General features: G+C 61.4%; 16 protein-coding genes. 4 read left to right on the forward strand and 12 right to left on the reverse strand.

Annotated features, from left to right (window positions below; translation table 11 throughout):
- Positions 1–42 precede the first annotated feature (42 nt).
- The 8 genes from RBH20_RS01125 to acs (RBH20_RS01160) form a co-directional block, all read right to left on the reverse strand.
- Positions 43–294 (reverse strand): hypothetical protein, encoded by a 252-nt coding sequence (locus RBH20_RS01125; protein WP_306704652.1) that lies wholly within the window; start codon positions 292–294, stop codon positions 43–45.
- A gap of 182 nt (positions 295–476) precedes the next feature.
- Complete coding sequence (locus tag RBH20_RS01130) at positions 477–692, reverse strand: hypothetical protein (protein WP_306704654.1); 216 nt, start codon at positions 690–692, stop codon at positions 477–479.
- Between the two features lie 52 nt (positions 693–744).
- On the reverse strand, positions 745–1218 hold the full coding sequence (locus RBH20_RS01135) for a universal stress protein (protein ID WP_306704656.1): 474 nt from the start codon (positions 1216–1218) through the stop codon (positions 745–747).
- A 4-nt stretch (positions 1219–1222) separates the two neighbouring features.
- The gene (locus RBH20_RS01140; RefSeq protein ID WP_306704658.1) at positions 1223–2893 is read right to left on the reverse strand and encodes a cation acetate symporter; all 1671 of its coding nucleotides are present in this window, start codon (positions 2891–2893) and stop codon (positions 1223–1225) included.
- Entirely contained in the window at positions 2890–3324 is a 435-nt protein-coding gene (locus RBH20_RS01145; protein ID WP_306704660.1) for a DUF4212 domain-containing protein, read from the reverse strand. Before RBH20_RS01145 ends, RBH20_RS01140 begins: the two co-directional genes overlap by 4 nt.
- A 45-nt stretch (positions 3325–3369) precedes the next feature.
- Complete coding sequence (gene acs, locus RBH20_RS01150) at positions 3370–5364, reverse strand: acetate--CoA ligase (protein WP_306704662.1); 1995 nt, start codon at positions 5362–5364, stop codon at positions 3370–3372.
- 70 nt (positions 5365–5434) lie between these two features.
- Positions 5435–7126: a bacterio-opsin activator domain-containing protein gene (locus RBH20_RS01155; protein WP_306704664.1), complete on the reverse strand. Its 1692-nt coding sequence runs from the start codon at positions 7124–7126 to the stop codon at positions 5435–5437.
- A gap of 141 nt (positions 7127–7267) precedes the next feature.
- On the reverse strand, positions 7268–9211 hold the full coding sequence (gene acs / locus RBH20_RS01160; protein WP_306704666.1) for an acetate--CoA ligase: 1944 nt from the start codon (positions 9209–9211) through the stop codon (positions 7268–7270).
- A gap of 164 nt (positions 9212–9375) precedes the next feature.
- On the opposite strand from acs (RBH20_RS01160), the gene RBH20_RS01165 reads away from it, so the two are divergent.
- The 3 genes from RBH20_RS01165 to glmS all read left to right on the forward strand — a co-directional run bounded on the left by RBH20_RS01165 (position 9376) and on the right by glmS (position 13375).
- Positions 9376–10236, forward strand: coding sequence for a CheF family chemotaxis protein (locus RBH20_RS01165; protein WP_058992765.1), 861 nt, complete (start codon positions 9376–9378; stop codon positions 10234–10236).
- 158 nt (positions 10237–10394) lie between these two features.
- Positions 10395–11585 carry a bifunctional sugar-1-phosphate nucleotidylyltransferase/acetyltransferase gene (gene glmU, locus RBH20_RS01170; protein ID WP_306704668.1) on the forward strand — a complete coding sequence of 397 codons (1191 nt, stop codon included), beginning with the start codon at positions 10395–10397 and terminating at the stop codon, positions 11583–11585.
- A complete protein-coding gene (gene glmS / locus RBH20_RS01175; protein WP_306704675.1) occupies positions 11585–13375 on the forward strand; it encodes a glutamine--fructose-6-phosphate transaminase (isomerizing) in 1791 nt (596 codons plus the stop codon). Before glmU ends, glmS begins: the two co-directional genes overlap by 1 nt.
- Before the next feature lie 463 nt (positions 13376–13838).
- Here the strand turns inward: glmS and RBH20_RS01180 are convergent, their stop codons facing one another.
- The gene (locus RBH20_RS01180; RefSeq protein WP_306704677.1) at positions 13839–15254 is read right to left on the reverse strand and encodes a sugar transferase; all 1416 of its coding nucleotides are present in this window, start codon (positions 15252–15254) and stop codon (positions 13839–13841) included.
- Between the two features lie 356 nt (positions 15255–15610).
- On the reverse strand, positions 15611–16366 hold the full coding sequence (gene aglF, locus RBH20_RS01185; RefSeq protein WP_058992757.1) for a UTP--glucose-1-phosphate uridylyltransferase AglF: 756 nt from the start codon (positions 16364–16366) through the stop codon (positions 15611–15613).
- Positions 16367–16454: 88 nt separating this feature from the next.
- Here aglF and aglM point away from each other — a divergent pair, with 88 nt between their 5' ends.
- Positions 16455–17762, forward strand: coding sequence for a UDP-glucose 6-dehydrogenase AglM (aglM, locus tag RBH20_RS01190; RefSeq protein WP_306704680.1), 1308 nt, complete (start codon positions 16455–16457; stop codon positions 17760–17762).
- 5 nt (positions 17763–17767) lie between these two features.
- Here the strand turns inward: aglM and RBH20_RS01195 are convergent, their stop codons facing one another.
- Positions 17768–18262: a hypothetical protein gene (locus tag RBH20_RS01195; protein ID WP_306704682.1), complete on the reverse strand. Its 495-nt coding sequence runs from the start codon at positions 18260–18262 to the stop codon at positions 17768–17770.
- The gene (locus RBH20_RS01200; RefSeq protein WP_306707426.1) at positions 18255–18728 is read right to left on the reverse strand and encodes a hypothetical protein; all 474 of its coding nucleotides are present in this window, start codon (positions 18726–18728) and stop codon (positions 18255–18257) included. Before RBH20_RS01200 ends, RBH20_RS01195 begins: the two co-directional genes overlap by 8 nt.
- Positions 18729–18776: the final 48 nt, after the last annotated feature.

Below are 18776 nucleotides of genomic sequence, written 5' to 3' on the forward strand. Positions count from 1 at the left end.
TCAGTACAGTCGGACTCGTGACCTGCTCCTGTCTGGCCGTTTTCACTCGGGCAGGTACTCGATGTCCTCAGCCTCGGTCACCGACACCCCGTCCGGAAGGTCTGACTCTGGGACTGGCGTCAGGGTGAGCACTTCACCCGCCTCGGTCTGTACCCACTCCTGTCCTGTCGCTTGACTCCAATCGTGTGGGTCCCAGAACCCCGACTCGAAGCGCATCCAGATGTCGAGACCACTGTAGTACTCTCCCGTTGAACTTTCGTAGATCATTGCTGACTCCACGGCGTCTGCTGCCATCGAAAAAGTCAATGCACCTACATGGTATTATTACTACCGGCAGGGCTGAAATTCGCCAGGCTTGAGAATGGAGGGGTGCTTGGACAGCACGGGTAAAGCGGTGGTTCGGCCACCGTATGTGTACGTTTAACAGGGATGTCGTAAACTAGCTATGGATCTACCGTTGCTGAAAACGGAGTGACCTACTGCTGTTCCATCGCCAGCTCAAGCGACCAGAAGAAGCCGTAGTACGCGACGACACCGGCGGCGAGCGTCAGGTAGTAGGCCCACTGGGGAGCCGGGAGCAGGTCGAAGATAACACTCACAGCAGTCACCCAGGCGATAGCGAACACGAGGTCGACGAACATTCCCCGCTTGTGGTCTTGCACGTGGTTACGGAGGGTGTCGACGACGCTCATCGGTGCCCTCGCACCATCCGTGGCGGTCGTAGTCGGTTCAGTCCCATGCTAGTCACGCCTCGATATCCGTCTCGCCGTGAACGTCGACGACCAGCACCGGCAGCCGCGTCCGGCGGAGCACCTTCTCTGTGACGCTGCCGAGGATGACGCGTTTGAGACCCGAGCGGCCGTGGGACCCCATCACGACGAGGTCGATGTCGTTGTCCTCGACGAACTTTCGGATGGCGCGGGCCGGCTCGCCAGCGGTGACGTGCTCTTCGACCGCGATGCCGTGCTCGGCGGCCCGGTCGCGGACGTAGCCGGTGGCTTCGTCTGCGTCGGCTTTCACTTCTGTCATCTCCTCCAGATTCCCCTGTCGGATTCGGTCGACCTGCTCTGTCCCCAGCGAGTAGCTGGTGGCGTCGACGTCGACGACGTACAACGCGTGGACCGTCGCGCCGTACTTCGAGGCGATATCGACTGCCTGATCGACCGCGTTTTCGGCGGTTTCGCTGCCGTCGGTCGGAACAAGAATATTGTCGTACATTGGTTTAGTCGTCTGCGGGGGTGCCGCCACTGGTGCTATTGCCGACGACGTCTGCGGCGGTCTCTTGCTGTCCCATTGGTTCGGGGCTGTGACACTGTCGAACCATCTTCTTCGTCTCCAGGGGTGGCTCGGGCGTCGCCAGCGACACGGCGATGGTGACGATGAACACGAGTGGCGTCCCGATCAGCGCCGCGCCGATGGGCGGGACGTACTGGGCGTATATCGGGACGAGTGCGCCACCCTCTCCAGCGGCTGCGCCGAGCGCGCCGATGTAGTTCGGCAGGACGCTGTTGATAATCGAGGTGATCCAGATGAGTAGGCCGAGTATCATCCCGGCCAGTGCGCCCTGACGGTTCGTGTTCTCCCACCAGAGACCGAGGAAGAACATTGGGAACAGGACGACGCCGGCCAGCGAGAACGCGTAGGCGACCAGTTCGCCGATAAGCGCCGGTGGGTTGAACGCGGTCACCGTCACCAGTGCGCCCATGCCGATAATCGTCCCGCGACCGATGAGCACCTGCTGGCGCTGGGTCGCGTCGGGATTGATCAGTTCGGTGTAGATGTCGTGTGCGACCGCCGATGAGGCCGTGATGAACAGGCCAGCTGTCGTCGCGATGGCGGCCGCCATCGCCCCGGCCGCGACGAGGCCGACGAACCACGTCGGGAGGTTCGCGAACTGTGCGGCGAGCACGACGATCACGTCACCTTCAGCGCCGGACATGCCGCCTTCCGCGGCGTAGGCGCTCGCGCCCGTCGTCGCTTGAAAGAGGTCGACACCGAAGGCCGCCATCGCGGGCGACGCCCAGTAGAGCAGGAGGATGAAGAACAGCCCCCACACGCAGGACCAGCGAGCGACGCGCTCGCTCCTGACCGTGTAGAATCGGACGAGGACGTGTGGCAGGCCACAGGTCCCGACAATGAGCGAGAACGCCGTCGCGATCCAGAGGTAGAACGGCTGGTTCACGAACGGCGCGGAGAACTCGCGTCCGAGGTCGGCGATCAGTGCGCCGTACTCGATCTGCGGGAGCACCGTCGAGTATCCCTGCGAGAAACCGACGATGTACACGCCCGCGAGGAACGCGACGATGAGGATCGTGTACTGGACGGCCATGTTCTTGGTCGCGCCCAACATCCCCGAGAGCGCGAGGTAGCCGACGGTGATCGTCATCATCACGACGATCATCGGAATGATGTCGAGCCCGAAGACGTACTGGCCGACAAGCCCCATGCCGCGGGCCTGTCCGACGGAGTAGACGTACGCGATGAGCAGCGTGGTGAACGCCGCCAGCGCGCGGGCAGTCGGTGAATTGAACCGGTCACCCACGAAGTCCGGCGCGGTGTACTTTCCGAACCGCCGCATCTGCGCCGCCAGGAAGATGAGCAGGACGAAGTAGCCGGTCGTCCAGCCGACGATGAACGCCAGCCCGTAGAAGCCAGAGAGCGCGACCAGTCCGGCGAGTCCCAGATACGAGGCGGCGGACATCCAGTTCGCGCCGATGGCCATCCCGTTCTCGATGTTGCCGATGCCGCGGCCCGCGACCCACATCCCCTCGGTGTCGGCCACCTTGAACACGTAGCCGATGACGAGGAACGACGCCATCATCAGGAAGACGATAATCGCCGGGACGAGCTTGAACGAGATGTCGAGCGCCTCTGCCTGTAGTGGGACCGTCACTGCTCGACACCCCCGTCAGTGGCCGCTGGCTCGCCCGCCTCGGGAGCCGTGTTATCGACGGAATCGGAATCGATGCCGTACTTCTGGTCGAGACGGTCCCGGTAGCGGGTGTACACTACTGCCAGTATGAGCGCGCCCGTCGGCGCACCGAACGAAACGAGGAAGTAGTGTAGCGGGAAGCCGAATAGGGGCGTCTGCACGGTCATCATCTCCGGCGCAAGTGCGGTCAGCGTCACCGGGCCGAACACGACCAGCGCCCAGAGCACGAAACTGCTCCAGATGATCTTCAGATGGTCGCGCATGAACGGCGTGCTTGGTCGTAACAGGTTCACCTCCCTGTCGAGGTAATCGATGTCATCGTGGGCGGCCGCCGTGCCGCCATCTGGTTGTATATCTGACTCTTCTCGGTCTGCATGCGTGTCTCTTGACATGGGTTTGAAGGCTTGAAAATTCGTGGTGCTGTTCGCCGCTACGGCTCAGTCACCCTGGACTTTGGTCTCGATATCACTGACGACGTCAGGGTTTCGCAGCGTACTCGTATCGCCCAGCTCTTCGCCGTTCGCGATGTCCTCTAGCAGGCGGCGCATGATCTTTCCGGAGCGAGTCTTCGGTAGCTCTGGCGTGAAGATGACCGCTTCCGGCCGCGCGATGGGCCCGATAGCGTCCTCGACACCCTCGATAATTGCACTGCGGAGTTCCTCGTCCTCGTCGTAGCCGTCCTCGGTGATGACGTATGCGTACACCGCTTCGCCCTTGATATCGTGGTCGCCACCGACGACAGCGGCTTCAGCAACGCCTTCCACGCCGACGATAGCGCTCTCGATTTCCATCGTCCCGAGACGGTGGCCGGAGACGTTGATGACGTCGTCGACCCGTCCCAGCACGGTGATGTAGCCGTCATCATCGATTTTCGCGCCGTCCTCGGGGAAGTACACCCAGTCGTCGGAGTCGTCGCTGTCGGTATCCGAGTACTCGGCCCAGTACTCGTTGATAAACCGTTCGTCGTTCTTGTACAGCGTCCGGAGCATCCCAGGCCACGGCTTGTCGACGGTCAGGTAGCCGGCACGGCCGGGTTCGACTTCTTCACCCTCGGTGTCAACGATGCGTACGTCGTTGCCCGGCAACGGCGGCCCGGCGGACCCTGGTTTCATGTCTTTGACGCCGGGCAGCGTCGTTATCATCATGCCGCCAGTCTCGGTCTGCCACCAGGTGTCGACGACGGGACACTCCTCGTTGCCGATGTGCTTGTAGTACCATTTCCAGGCCCGGGGGTTGATCGGCTCGCCGACCGTGCCCAGCAGGCGCAGGCTGGAGAGATCGTGTTTTTCGGGGTACTCCTTGCCCCACTTCATGAACGCGCGGATGGCCGTCGGCGCGGTGTACAGTTGGTCGGCCTCGTACTCCTCGACAATGTCCCAGAGGCGGTCCTTGTCGGGGTAGTCCGGCGTCCCCTCGTACATCATTGTCGTCGTCCCGAGCGCGAGCGGGCCGTAGACGATGTAGGAGTGGCCGGTAATCCAGCCGATGTCGGCAGAGCAGAAGTACGTGTCCTCGGGTTTGATGTCGAGCACTGCCTGCGAGGTCCAGGCTGCCCAGGCGAGGTAGCCGCCAGTGGAGTGTTTGACACCCTTCGGCTTCCCGGTGGTCCCGGAGGTGTACATGAGAAACAGCATGTCCTCGGCGTCGCGGTTGACCGGTTCGACCGTTGCGCCCTCGTTGTCGGCGATGACGTCCTCGAAGGCGACCTGGTTGTCCGCGTAGTCGTGGTCGAAGCCGTCGCCGTCCATCAGGCGCTCGGCGACGATAGCGCGTTCGACCTCGTGGTCGACGCCGCTCAGTCCTTCGTTGGCTTTGTCGAGGTGGTCAAGCGGGTCACCGCGGCGGTAGTAGCCGTCACAGGTGACCAGATACTCCGAGTCGGCGGCGTTCATTCGGGTCGCGAGCGCGTCCGCGGAGAAGCCGGCGAACACGACGGAGTGGGGTGCGCCGATGCGGGCACAGGCCAGCATGGCGATGGGGAGCTGCGGAATCATCGGCATGTACATCGTCACGACATCGTCCTCGCCGACGCACATCTCCCGCAGGCCGGCCGCGAACTCGTTGACTTTCCGGTGGAGTTCCTCGTAGGTGTAAGTGATGTTGTCTTCTTCGACTGGCTCGCCGACCCACTCGATAGCGGCTTCGTCGCCGCGCTCATCGAGGTGCCGGTCCAGGCAGTTCGCTGAGGCGTTCAGTGTGCCGTCCGTGAACCACTCGTAGAACGGCGGGTTCGAGTCGTCGAGTACCTGATCGTACTCTTCCTCCCAGTCGAGGAGGTCGGCGGCTCCCTCCCAGCACTCCGGCCAGTTCTCCTCGAACTCGTCGTAGATACCCTCGTCCGTGACGTTCGCCTGCTCGACGAACGACTCCGGGGGCTCGAAAACCTCCTGCTCCGCAAGCCGCGCTTCTAGCTGGACATCTTCATCTGACATGGTCTATCATCGATATTTCACAGCGGCCATATAAACAGGGGGTCTAACTACGATAACATGAAACAGGGTTTCAGTTGTCGACCGGCTGTCGCGGTTCGGTCGGACGGTCGTCGAAAAACGCGGTCAGGACCTTCTGCTGTGCCTTCCTGAGGTGATTATGCAACGTCGGCGACGAGACGTCCAGCGAGTCCGCTAGCTCCTCAGCGGTCGAGCCCCGAGGCCACTCGAAATAGCCGCTGTGGTAGGCCGCCTGAAGAACGGTCTCTTGCCGGTCTGAGAGGGTGTCGGTCAGTCGGTCGCGGAATCCAGTGTCCGTCTCGGCCGGCCGTTCCGTCTCTCGCTTCGCTGCTAACGATGTCTCCCTGTAGGCGTCGGTGACGGCGTTGACTGTTGGTCTGATATCGGCCTCACCGGGGAGCTCGACTGCGATAGTCGCGACACCGTCAGTGGCTGTCACAGACCGGATGCGCCCGCCGCTTTCGACCAACTGTAGTGCTGGCGTATCGGTGACGACAACTTCCAGTAACACGCCGTCGCTGTGCTGTTCGAGGAGTCTGGCGTCGGCCACGCCGTCATCGTCGTCCGCATACGAGAGTATCGCGTCAGCCGAAGCGCCTTCGACCATCAGATAATACAGCAGTGACTGGCCCGCAACAGGGACGACGCCGGACAGTTCGACCGTACACTGTAACGCTTCGGAGACCCCGACGGTGAAGGTTCGCTCGTCCCCACAGTGGAACTCCAGCTCGGTCACCGTGTCGGCAAGCAGGAGGCGCTTGCGTTCGGCGGCGACCTGTGCGTGGCCGATCTGGACCCCGAGCGCGGACAGTACGGCGCGTTCCGCGTCGGTAAGCCCCTCGTTGGCTCCGACCCCGATGACACCGGAGACCGCGTTTTCCCTGACTAGCGGGACCAGCGCGACCGGTCCGGCGCTGTCGTCGACGACACGAACCTCGCCCACGTCGAGCGGGGCGGTGACTGACTCGGTATGCTCATCGACCTGCTGCTCGACGGTCGACTCCGAGACCTCTGTCGTGGCGCGCGGTGTCAATCCATCGCCGGTACGCTCGGCGAGCCAGGCGAACTCGAAGCCCGCCGTCTCGGTCAGGTGGTCACAGACCGTTGTCGCAATCGCTTCATCAGTTGCAGCGGCCGCAAGCGTCTCGCTGACCGCCGTAATCCAGCCAACGGTTCGTTGCGGCTCGCTTGCGGACGCCTGCCCGCCGGACCCGTCGACGGCCGCGACGATGGTTTCGCGGTCTGGTTCGTCGAGCAGCGGGTCCAGCCGGTCGAGTCGGTCCCAGCCGCCGAGCGCACAGACGATGTCCGGCGGAACGCCATCGTCCAGCAGGCTCGCCGCGAACCGCCATCGGAGGTCGCGTGATGAAACCTCCTTCAGGTGTGGTGTCGTCTCAGCGGCTCGGTCGGCTACCTCATTGACCAGCATCTGGAGCCGACGTGGGGAGACGGAAAACAGCGGCTCGTCGTCGTCCATTCCGGCCGAATTCGTGTACTTCCGCATGTCGTGTTCGACCGAATCCGGGAGGTACGTCTCGCGGACTACTTCCCCGTCCTCCCGAACAGCCAGCAGGCGATATCCCTCGAACTCGACGATATCGGCCAACCGTACGGCGGTCATCTCCGCCGGGCGGAGTCCGACCTCCGCACCGAGCCGGAGCACGAGGTCGGATCGGTGTGTCTCGGCTGCGCGCCGGAGCTGTTCGTACCCTCGCTCACCGATGCGGTCCGATTCGCCGTCCATGCGTTTCGGGGATTCACAGAATATCGAAATAAGCGTTGCGTCCGATGCGCGGATACATACGAGTAAAACAATAGTAAAGCGATCGTCGGAGACGTCGTCGTCGCGAGTATATTTCGGAAATACAGAGAAAGCCGAAACAGCTCACTCTCTTCTCGTCGTCGACTGAATTTCGCCGAGAATTTCAGGGTTCCGCAGCGCGCTGGTATCGCCCAGATTCTCGTCGTTCGCCACTGCGGCTAGCAGGCGGCGCATAACCTTGCCCGAGCGTGTCTTTGGGAGGTCGGGCGTGAACACGATTTCCTTGGGGCGAGCGATACCGCCGATCGCGTTGACGATCGCGTCTTCGATGGTTGCCCGGAGTTCATCCTCTGCGTAGCCGTCCTCCGGGGAGGCGAACGCGTACACCGCCGTTCCGGTCGTCTCGTCGTCGGCACCGACGACGGCGGCTTCTGCGACGCCGGTAACGCCGGCAACCGTCGACTCCAGTTCCTTGGTACTGAACCGCCGTCCAGCGACGTTGATCGCGTCGTCGATCCGACCGAGGAACGTAATGTAGCCGTCAGTGTCGATCGAGACGCTGTCTTCGGGGTAGTACCGCCACTCCTCAGCACTGTCCGGGGCGCTACCCCAGCCCGTCCCGTCGAGCAGCGCCCGCGGCATCCCCGGCCAGGGTCGTGTCACGACGAGTTCGCCGGCTGTGTCTGGCTCGGCTCCCGCGCCAGAGCGGTCGACGACGGACGCCTCGATTCCCGGTAGTGGGGTTCCAGCGGCTCCCGGTTTCATTTCGTCGACGCCAGGCAGGGTCGATACGAGTATCGCGCCCGTCTCGGTCTGCCACCAGGTGTCCACGACTGGGCACTCGCCACCGCCGATATGTTCGCGATACCACTCCCAGGCGCGAGCGTCCATCGGCTCGCCGACCGTGCCCAGCAGGCGCAGGCTGGAGAGGTCATGCTTGTCAGGGTACTCCTCGCCCCACTTGATAAACGCTCGGACGGCCGTCGGCGCAGTGTAGAACACGTCGACGGCGTACTTCTCGATGAGCTCCCACAGGCGGTCCTTCTTTGGGTGGTCCGCCGTGCCGTTGTAAAGAACTGTTGTCGTCCCGAGCGCGAGCGGGCCGTAGACGATGTAGGAGTGGCCGGTAATCCAGCCGATGTCGGCCGAGCACCAGTAGGTGTCCTCGGGCTTGATGTCGAGAACTGACTGGGCGGTCCAGGCGACGTGTGCGAGATAGCCACCGGTCGTGTGTGTGACCGCTTTGGGCTCGCCAGTCGTCCCTGAGGTGTAGATGCGAAAGAGCGGGTCGTTGGCCGCCCGCGAAACCGGTTCGACTTCCGCGCCCTCGTGGGCCGCCAGCAGGTCGTGATAGTCGTCGTAGTCGTCGCCTAAGTGCACGTCACGGCCCAGTCGGTCCAGCACGACGACCGACACGTCGTGGTCGACGGCGATGCGCGCGTTGTCGGCCTTGTTCTTCTGTGCGACGGCGCTCCCGCGGCGGTAGTAGCCGTCGCAGGTGACGAGGTGCTCCGACTCGGCCCGCTCCATGCGCGTTGCCAGCGCGTCCGCGGAGAACCCGGCGAAAACGACGTTGTGTGGCACGCCAAGGCGTGCGCAGGCCAGCATCGCGACCGGGAGTTCGGGTACCATCGGCAGGTACAGCGTCACCACGTCGTCCGGGCCGACGCCGCGGTCCCGCAGTGCCGCAGCGAAGGCGTTGACCTCCCGATACAGTTCGAGGTAGGTGTAGGTGCGGGACTCGCCCAGATGTCCCTCCCAGACCAGTGCCAGTTGGTTTTTCCGTTCGGGGAGGTGCCGGTCAAGACAGTTGTATGCGGCGTTTAATCGGCCGCCGGGGAACCATTCGAACGGTGGCCCGTCCGCTCCTCGGAGTACTGTCTCGAACGATTCTTCCCAGTCAAGCAACTCGGCGGCCTCGCGCCAGCAATCGGGCCACTCCTGCTCGAAGCGGTCGTAGACAGCCGGGTCCGTCACGTTCGCCTGTTCGACGAACCAGTTCGGTGGTTCGACTGTCTCGTGCCCCGTCTGGGACTGGTCCCGACCCGGTTCGTCTCCCCGTGTCATCAGTTGACAGTACATCGCCGCACGCAAAAAATATCCTATCTAATTGTGTACGATTCGCTGCGAGAGCCCTACCGGTGCGGCCGGCCGTTCTCACTTTCGACACTGGCGACGGAACTTATATTGAGTCCTGCGGACAACGAGTGTACAAGAGGCCGGTACGGGGTATGAGCGACACCGAAAAGAAGATCGCCGATACGAAGGGGCAGTTCCTTCTGGCGGTCTCACAGGGCCAGCGGCTGACTGACGCCGAGTGGCGAAACTGTCGCATCGTCCTCACCACCGAGCGGGTCGCCCTGCTGGGCGATGATAAGCGACAAATTTCACTGACTGATATCGATCGTATTGCCGACCGGTTCGACGTGAACCAGCAGAGTGCTGGTGTCTCCGACTACGTCGCGCTCTACGTCGGCGAGGACGTTATCCTCGTATCGGCGTCAGACCACGGAACGTTCGAAACCGATTTTTACCGGGCGAGTCTCGACGGCGCAATCGTGCTGGTGCAACACCCGGCACTGAAGGGTGGTGTTGTCCAGTCCGCCGAATGGACGAAAGGCCGACTCAAAGTGACCGACGAGGCGCTGAAACTCGCCATGGCCGACGGGCAGGCCGTTGTCATCGACCGCGCCGACATCGGCGACCTTGCTGTTGAAGAGAAACAGGTCAGCGGCGAGGAGCGGACGGTCATTCAGGTCGAGCACAGCGAGGAGGATATCAGCGTCGAAACACACCTTGCGGGCGAAGAGTTTCACGCAACTGTCCTCCGGACGATGCTCGAAGAGAGCGCCGAACAGAATCAGGCTGATCTTGACCTGAGTTCTACGGAGAAACGGGTCATCATGGCGCTGCACTCCGGCGTGTCGCCGTTCGATATCCCCAACTTTGTCGGCATCGACGTCGAGAAAACCGAGGAGATCTTCGACCGACTGATCGAACTCGACGTGATAAGTGTGCTCCGGGAGCGGACCGAAGTGAATCTGACGACGAAGGGCCGTCGGGTCGCTGGCGAGCGGATGGGCGAGCAGTAGTCTGTCATCCAGACCCCGCGAAGCGTCACGAGGACCGACTGTCTCGGAGGTTTCACTCGTCTGGTTTTGCCGCCATAACTGGACATACGTGTCGAGTAAACACCGACCAATCTCGGTAAGGCCGCCATATTGAAGCCCCTCCTCCGTCTGCAATATGTATGCACATCGATACGGCTGTAGTCCTCGCTGCGGGTGAAGGGACTCGCCTCCGGCCGTTGACGCGAAACCGGCCAAAACCTATGTTGCCGGCCGCGAACCGTCCGATCCTTGAACACGTCTTCGATGCGCTGGTCGAGGCAGGCATCGAGAAACTGGTCGTCGTCGTCGGCTACAAGCGCGACCGCGTTCAGGACCACTTCGGGCCGACGTATCGTGGCGTGCCCATTTCCTACGTGAGCCAGACGAAACAGCTCGGCAGCGGGCACGCACTTCTTCAGGCACGGAGCGTCGTCGACGGCCCTGTTCTGGTGATGAACGGTGACCGTCTCGTCGACGCAGCCACTATCGAGGCGGTAAATACCTCCTACGCGGAGACTGGGCACACGAGTATCGCCGTCATCGAACGACAGGATACCAGTCGATACGGAGCTGTCGAGGTACAGGACGGTGATATCGTTGACATTGTCGAAAAGCCACAACACGACGAATTCAGGCTCATCAATGGCGGCGTGTACGCCTTCAACGGCGACATTTTCGAGGCTATCGATGAAACGACCCGTCATGCCGGCGAGTTGGCACTGACCGACACTATCGAACTCCTGCTTGAATCTGACCGCGTCCAGGCGGTCGAGATCGACGGGATGTGGGTTGACGCAACTTACCCGTGGGACCTGCTGACTGTCGCCCGCGAGGTGCTAGCGCGAGGTCGAGTCGTCGAATCGGCCCGAGACGAACAGGTCTGGGTCGACAACTCCGCACGCGTCCACGACGAGGCGACCCTCCAGTCGCCGGTCGTCATTGGCCCGGACTGCGAGATTGGCCCGGACGCCGTCATCGGTCCAAACGTCGCGCTGGGCCGTAATTCCACTATCGGAGCCAACAGCGTCATCCAGCACACCGTCCTCGATGCGGACACGCGTGTCGACCCGAGTTCAACCCTCATCGACACTGTCACCGGCCAGGACGTGAATCTGGGCGTCAACACCGTCGTTCCTGGTGGGCCGGCCGATGTTCAGGTCGGCATGGAGGTGTTCGAGGACCAGCGGCTCGGTGCCGTCATCGCCGACCGTGCCACTGCGCTTGGTGACGTGAGCTTCGTCTCCGGGTCGCTCGTGGGTCCAAATGCCCGGCTCGCCACCGGCGTGACAGTCGATGGAACCGTCCGCGAAGGCGCGGAGGTGGTCCGCTGATGTGTGGGATTATCGGCTGTGTTGGCCGCGGCGACGAAACGCTCGACACGCTTGTCCACGGCCTCTCGAAACTGGAGTATCGCGGGTACGACTCCGCCGGCGTCGCGCTTGCGAACAATCATATCGACCTGTGCAAACACTCCGGGAAAATTGCTGACTTGCGTGAGGCCCTCTCTGAACGGACGCTCTCAGGGTCGGTCGGTATCGGCCACACCCGCTGGAGCACGCACGGCCCGCCGACCGACGAGAATGCTCACCCGCATCAGGACTGCACCGGCGATGTCGCAGTCGTCCACAACGGGATCATCGAGAACTACCAGTCCCTGCGAGACGAACTCGTCAGCGCTGGACACACGTTCACGTCTGACACCGATACCGAGGTCGTCCCCCATCTCATCGAGGACGCGCTAGAGGCGGGGGCTGACCCTGAAGGCGCTGTCAGAGAGACGGTCGACCGACTTGAGGGAAGCTACGCCGTCGCCGTCGTCGTTGCCGGCTGTGACTCGGTATTTGCCGCACGAAACGACTCGCCGCTCGTGCTAGGCATCGACGACGACGCGACGTATCTGGCCAGTGATGTGCCCGCCTTCCGGGACTTCACTGACAAAGTCGTCTACCTCGCTGACGGCGAATTCGCCCGACTCAACGGTGCCGGATGGACCGTCACTGACACCGACGGCACTGTCGTTGAGAAGGACATCGACACCGTCCAGTGGGATCCCGAGGAGACCGGCAAGAGCGGCTACGACCACTTCATGCTCAAAGAGATTCACGAGCAACCCCGAGCGCTCCGGCAGTGTCTGCGGGGCCGGGTCGACGAACTCGCCGGAACGGTCGATATCGGCGACCTCGGCGACCTCTCCCCGACTGGCGTCCAGTTCGTTGCCTGCGGGACCTCCTACCATGCAGCCCTGCACGGCGCACAGCTGTTTCGTGAAGCGGGCATCCCCGCCCAGGCGTTCCTCGCCAGCGAATACGCCACAGGTACGCCACCCATTGGCGACGCGCTCGTCGTTGGCGTCACGCAGAGCGGCGAAACCGCGGACACGCTTTCGGCACTTCGGGCCGCCCGCCGTCGCGGCGCGCGCACGCTGGCCGTGACCAACGTCGTCGGCTCCACTGCGGCCCGCGAGTGCGACCACGCGCTGTACATCCGCGCCGGACCGGAAATCGGCGTCGCCGCGACCAAGACCTTCGCCTCCCAGCTAGCCGCACTGAATCTGCTCGCCCTCGGGACGTCGACAACCGGCGACGCCCGGCAGGTAATCAGCGCGCTCCGTGACCTCCCTGGCCACGTCCAAGAGGTTCTTGACGAATCTGCCGCCCGGGAAGTCGCTGAGTTGTATCAGAACGCCAACGCCTACTTCTTCATCGGCCGTGGCTACCAGAATCCTGTGGCACTTGAGGGCGCACTGAAGATGAAGGAAATCACCTACAAGCACGCTGAGGGCTTCGCTGCCGGTGAGCTAAAACACGGCCCACTGGCCCTGGTGACCGAGAACACGCCCGTATTCGCTATCGTAACTGGCGACGACGAGCGCGCCCGCAAGACGATCGGAAACGTCAAAGAGGTTGAAGCGCGCGATGCCCCAGTGGTCGCGATTACCGACGGACAGAGCGACGTTGAACGGTACGCTGACCACGTGCTCCAGATTCCGGAGACACATCCGAGGGCCGCTGCAGTGCTTGCAAACACGCACCTGCAACTGGTGTCGTATCACACGGCTGCGTTGCTGGGGCGAAACATCGATAAACCACGCAACCTGGCGAAAAGTGTGACTGTGGAGTAAGCGGCGCGCAGCTGGCTACTCGCGCTGCTCTGGCGGCTCCGGCGGTTCGAGGAGCTTTGCCGCCAGCTTGGCTGTTGTTGAACCCGAGAGCCTTTTTTGACAGATCGGGTCACCGTGTTGAGGCTAGAATGTTTCCAGAATCGTGTAAGCTGGGGGGTGAAAGCGCCGAAAACAGCGAATAATGGATCGACAGTGTGCGTTTCGCGTAGATCGATGACGATGACCGTTGACTGCGACACTACTGTGTGGCTCAAATCATCCTGCCGTGTCACTTTGCCGCTGTGACTGTCTCTGCATCGTTTATCGAAACTCGATGAGACAGTGCACCAGCGTGATGATCACGGTTCCCAGATTTAGTGCCACGATACGCCCCTACTGGAGTGCTTACTGAGACACACTGGTTCACCACGACCGGCGTATTGCGGTCGAATACTGAGATGGTAGACTCAATGACTAACTGTTCTCAATGGTTCCTGTGTGCCGTTATCACATCAATAATAACGCTCCAGACCTGTCTCGAAACGAGTTTCATATCATAGCTAAACGACTGATCGCGCACATACTCTAGGTCGTATCGCAGCTTTTCGCCCGGCTCCTTTCCAGTCACATGATTAACTTGGGCAGGCCCGGTCAGACCCGGTTTGACGAACCATCGTTTCTGCCAGTCAACGACGCCGGTCTGGATATCCGAGTCCAGTTCTGGTCGTTCGGGCCGTGGGCCGACGACACTCATATCGCCCCGCAGTATCGACCAGAGCTGTGGAATTTCATCCAGATGCGTCTGTCGCAGCACTCGCCCAACCGATGTTACGCGTGGATCAACCCCACCTGCATCTTCGTCGCTGATCTTCGCGCCGGTTTCGCCTTCCGCGTTCTCGATCATCGACCGGAACTTGTAGATCGAGAAGGTCTCGCCGAACACCGCTGTTCGGTCTTGTCGGTACAGTATTGTGCCGCCGTCCTCTAGCTTTATCGCTACTACAATCCCAATAATCACCGGCGATAGTACAATCAGCCCGGCCGATGCAAACGCAATATCGAATGCGCGCTTGAGAATGTAGTCCTGTATGTCCCAGGGCTCGATTTCCACGTCGACTAGCGTTCCGACCCCACTGCTGGCGGTCAGTACAGAGTCTGTGTGTTCTCGGTGGACTTTTGCGTTGACACCATACTCGTAGCAGGCGTCGAGCGCGCCGAAGAACTCCGCCCGGTCGGCGTGTTCAAACGCTAGCACGACCGTATCGATATCATACTCGACGAGTACATCCTCGATTCGCGAGAGACCACCCAACCGTTCCAATCCACCGGGGTTAGTTCCGCCGTCAGCGATGGCTTCGGTCCGTTCGACTGTCGTCATAACACTCGTCGGACAGAGATATCCCAGGAGCGTCCCGTCGACCTCGCTTGCTACTTCCTCTATCACTCGGAGGTTATCGCCGACGACGATGGTTCGCTCGCCGTTTGATGATGGCCGCTCTCGAATCCACACAAACCACGCGGGCAGTGCGACCAGTAACAACGGGGTCACTAACACGACAGTCAAGCGCGGCAGTTTGTATGAATAGTCGAAGTAGCCGATTGTCGCCAGAACGAGAGCTGCCACGAGCACCCGCTTCTGGGCCAGCGCTACAGCATCGAGAATTCTCCGTGGACGGGGTTTGTACAGCGGGAGGAACACGCTGACGACGACTGCGGTCGTGACTAGGAGTTCGATCGTGAACTCCGGTCCCTTTGGAGGATCGGTCGGCAACCGACTGAGTATCGGGATGGTTGTCGCTATCGACTGGATGGTAGCGTTGTTGACAAGTGCGACGGCGACCGCTGTCAGCACGACAACGCCGGCTACACTTGCGACTCGATACCGCCAGCCACTATCCATTATCAGTGTGATTGCCGAGTTCCGGCATAAGTCCTACGTCCCGGGACTCAAATGCTGAAGCTACTGTCCGTGGACACGCGGCCCAATAGCCCTGAATTGTCGTTGTGATACCGGGAGAAAGTGCTGCACGAGACGTATTCGTGAGCCGACGTCCCCACGGTGTACGTACCGACGCAGCCGTGTCGGCTATCGCAGCGTCGATCCAGCTCTTGCTGTGCCTGTTCCGTTTGACGCTGTACGATAGATCTCGTCTCACGGTGGTGGTCCAGCCTTCCGATTGAGTACCCGCATAGCCACGCGGCCTACGTGAGTGTCTGGTTTCACTGGTTACTGACCAGGCTACCCAAGCTGGGTTCTCACTCGCTCGCAGCGATGTTTTCGGCGGCTATCTCCGGATCAATCTCGCCCTGTAGCCGCTTCTCGGCCTGATCGCGGTCCTCGGGATAGCCGATATCGTTCCGCCAGCCGTCCATGCGGATCGCGTCGATCGTTCGCCCGGAGTGTAACAGGAGGTCAATCGCATCACTGATCTCGTACTCGCCGCGATTGGAGGGTTGCACCAGATGGCAGGCGTGGAAGATAGCCGGCGTGAACGTGTAGAACCCGGTCATCACTAGGTTCGACGGCGGCTCTTCCGGTTTCTCGACGACTTCGGTGATCTCGCCGTACTTGTTGGTATCACAGACACCGTACCGCCCGGCCTCCTCCCAGGGCACTTCCTCGACGAGGAAGGCGGCGTCGGCGCGTTCTTCGGCCTGACGGTTGACGACGTCTTGGAGGTTCGCTTCGAAGATATTGTCGCCGAGCATCAGCATGAAGTCGTCGTCGACATGCTCCTCGACGGTCAGGAGTGCGTGGGCAAGGCCGTTCTGTTCGCGTTGGTGGGTGTAGGTAATCGGGACGCCATCGAACTCGTCCTCGTAGTGATTAATGATGGCCTGCTTCTTGTAGCCGACAACTACCAGCAGTTCGTCAGCACCCAGTTCGATCAGTTGCTCGAAGCAGTGGGTCAGAATCGGTTTCCCTGCGACCTCTACCATCCCCTTCGGCTTGTCTTCAGTCAGCGGGCGGAGACGGGTACCCTCACCAGCGGCGAGTACGACAGCTTTCATATATCTCAATTCGTTGGCCGTCCGATAAAACTCTTGTCGAATTATAAGATCCGAATTATAATATCCGCTCCTTGACTACTGCCGCTCGATGAACGTCAGTATTGTCGGGAGCGGATACGTCGGGACGACGGTCGCGGCGTGTCTTGCGGATCTCGGGCACGAAGTCGTAACGATAGACATCGACGAAGACATCGTTGATGCAATCAATGACGGCGAGTCACCGATACACGAACCTGGGCTTGACGAACTCGTCGCCGAACACGGTGGTGGGCGACTCCGGGCAAGTACCGACTACGAGGAAATACTCGACACTGAGCTAACGATGCTAGCGCTCCCGACGCCCTCCAACGACGATGGAAGCATCGACCTCCAGTTCATGGAAGCCGGGGCGGCATCTATCGGTGAGGCGCTGGCTTCTGCCGAGCGCCCGGCAGACGACCCGCATCTCGTCGTCACGAAGTCGACTGTCGTCCCGAACACGACTGAGGATCGGCTCGCACCACGTATCGCCGACGCCGGTCTTGAACGGGGGGTAGACTTCCTCGTCGCGTCCAATCCCGAGTTCCAGCGCGAGGGGACGGCCGTCGCGGACTTCCTGAACCCCGACAAGCTCGTCTTCGGGACGGACGACGACCGATCTACGGCCCTGCTCCATGACCTCTACGCGCCACTACGCGAGGCCGTTGACGGTGACGTGCCGATCGTCGAGACCGGTATCGCCGAGGCCGAGATGATAAAGTACGCCAACAACACATTCCTCGCAACGAAGGTCAGCCTCATCAACGACATCGGGAACATCTGCAAGGAGTTCAACGTTGACGCCTACGAGGTCGCCGATGCTATCGGACTTGACGACCGAATCAGCGAACAGTTCCTCCGAAGCGGCGTCGGCTGGGGTGGCAGTTGCTTCCCGAAGGACACGGACGCCATCATCGCCGCGGCGCGGGAGCAGGGATACGACCCTGCGGTCCTCTCTGCGGCCGTGGAACTGAACGACGCCCAGCCTGAGCGTCTCCTCTCTCTCCTCGACAACCACGCCGACGTGTCCGGCAAACGCGTCGCCGTTCTTGGATTGGCATTCAAGCCCGGCACGGACGACATCCGGAACACGCGAGCGGTTCCGGTCATCGAGGGATTGCAGGAGCGCGGTGCGGATATCGTCGCCTACGACCCCGTTGCCACCGAGAATATGCGCGAACGCTATCCCGACATCGAGTATGCCGACTCGGCTGCGACCGCTCTCGAGGGTGCCTCCGGCGCTATTGTTGTCACTGACTGGGATGAGTTCGGAGCGCTCGACGCTGAATTCGACGAGATGGCTGCCCCTGTCGTCGTTGACGGCCGACGTATCATTGACCGGCGCGACGGCATCACCTATGAAGGATTGACCTGGTAGCGCGGTCAGTTACGCGACCGTTTTCGCCTATCAAGGACTGTTACTGTACCGGCAGCGAGTAGCGCTACCACGAGCACGGTCGGGTCCGAAGACACGTACAGGCTCGGTGTCGGCGGCCGCCAGTTTGTGAACGGATACAGCCAAGCGCTTGCCCGCCCGTCGGCGTACACCCGCATCCCATCGAGCAGGAGTGACGTGAGGCCGCCGAACGTCACCAGGCCGTACACTCGTCTCCAGTGGCGTCGATCGAATGCGACGGTGATAATTCCAGCGAGCAACAGGACTCCGCCGAGTGTGGAGAGCGGGTCGTATGAAAACGGGAATCCAAGTATAGATTCAACCGTTCTCTCTTCAAGGACGATTTCTATTTTCACCAGATCAGGAATCGCCGCACCGCCCATCCCAACGACGACCCAATGCTGATCGAGCCAGTCGACGCGCCAACTCGCGACCGTGAGAAGGATATACGGAACGAGCAGGTGTGTCAGCAGGTCAGCCATCACGGGCCTCCAGCGTCCACGTCTCTCTATCGATGCGCCAGTACCGGAAGGACAGCAGCAGGAATCCGAATGCGCCGATAGCCGAGGCGCCGTACTTGTAGAACTCGGCCCACCGACTGCTGTTAACGACTTCGATGCGCTCGGCCGCTATCGTCTGTGCTGGTTCGAGCGTCCCGTACACCTGGACAACGCCACCGGGTTCGACGGCTGTTCTCGTCTCAGTGACCCTGAGTGTGATTGCCGTCCCATCGTTTTCGGCCCTGATTCGCATCTCGCCTTCGCTGGTCTCTGTCACCGTGCCAAACACCATAAGCTGCTGACCGACGTACGACTCGTACCCAGCCGAAAGGTCCGTAGCATCTGGATACGGTGACCGTTCGTCCTCCGTAATCTCTGCGTGGACGAACAGTCCCCCGAGTGTCAGACACAGCACAAGCACGATGACGACACGAACCCAGACGCGCACATCCTCTGTTCTTTCGGTGGGTATCATGGTCGTTTCGCTTCAGAACTA

The organism is Haloarcula sp. H-GB4 (genome assembly GCF_030848575.1).
GTDB lineage: Archaea > Halobacteriota > Halobacteria > Halobacteriales > Haloarculaceae > Haloarcula.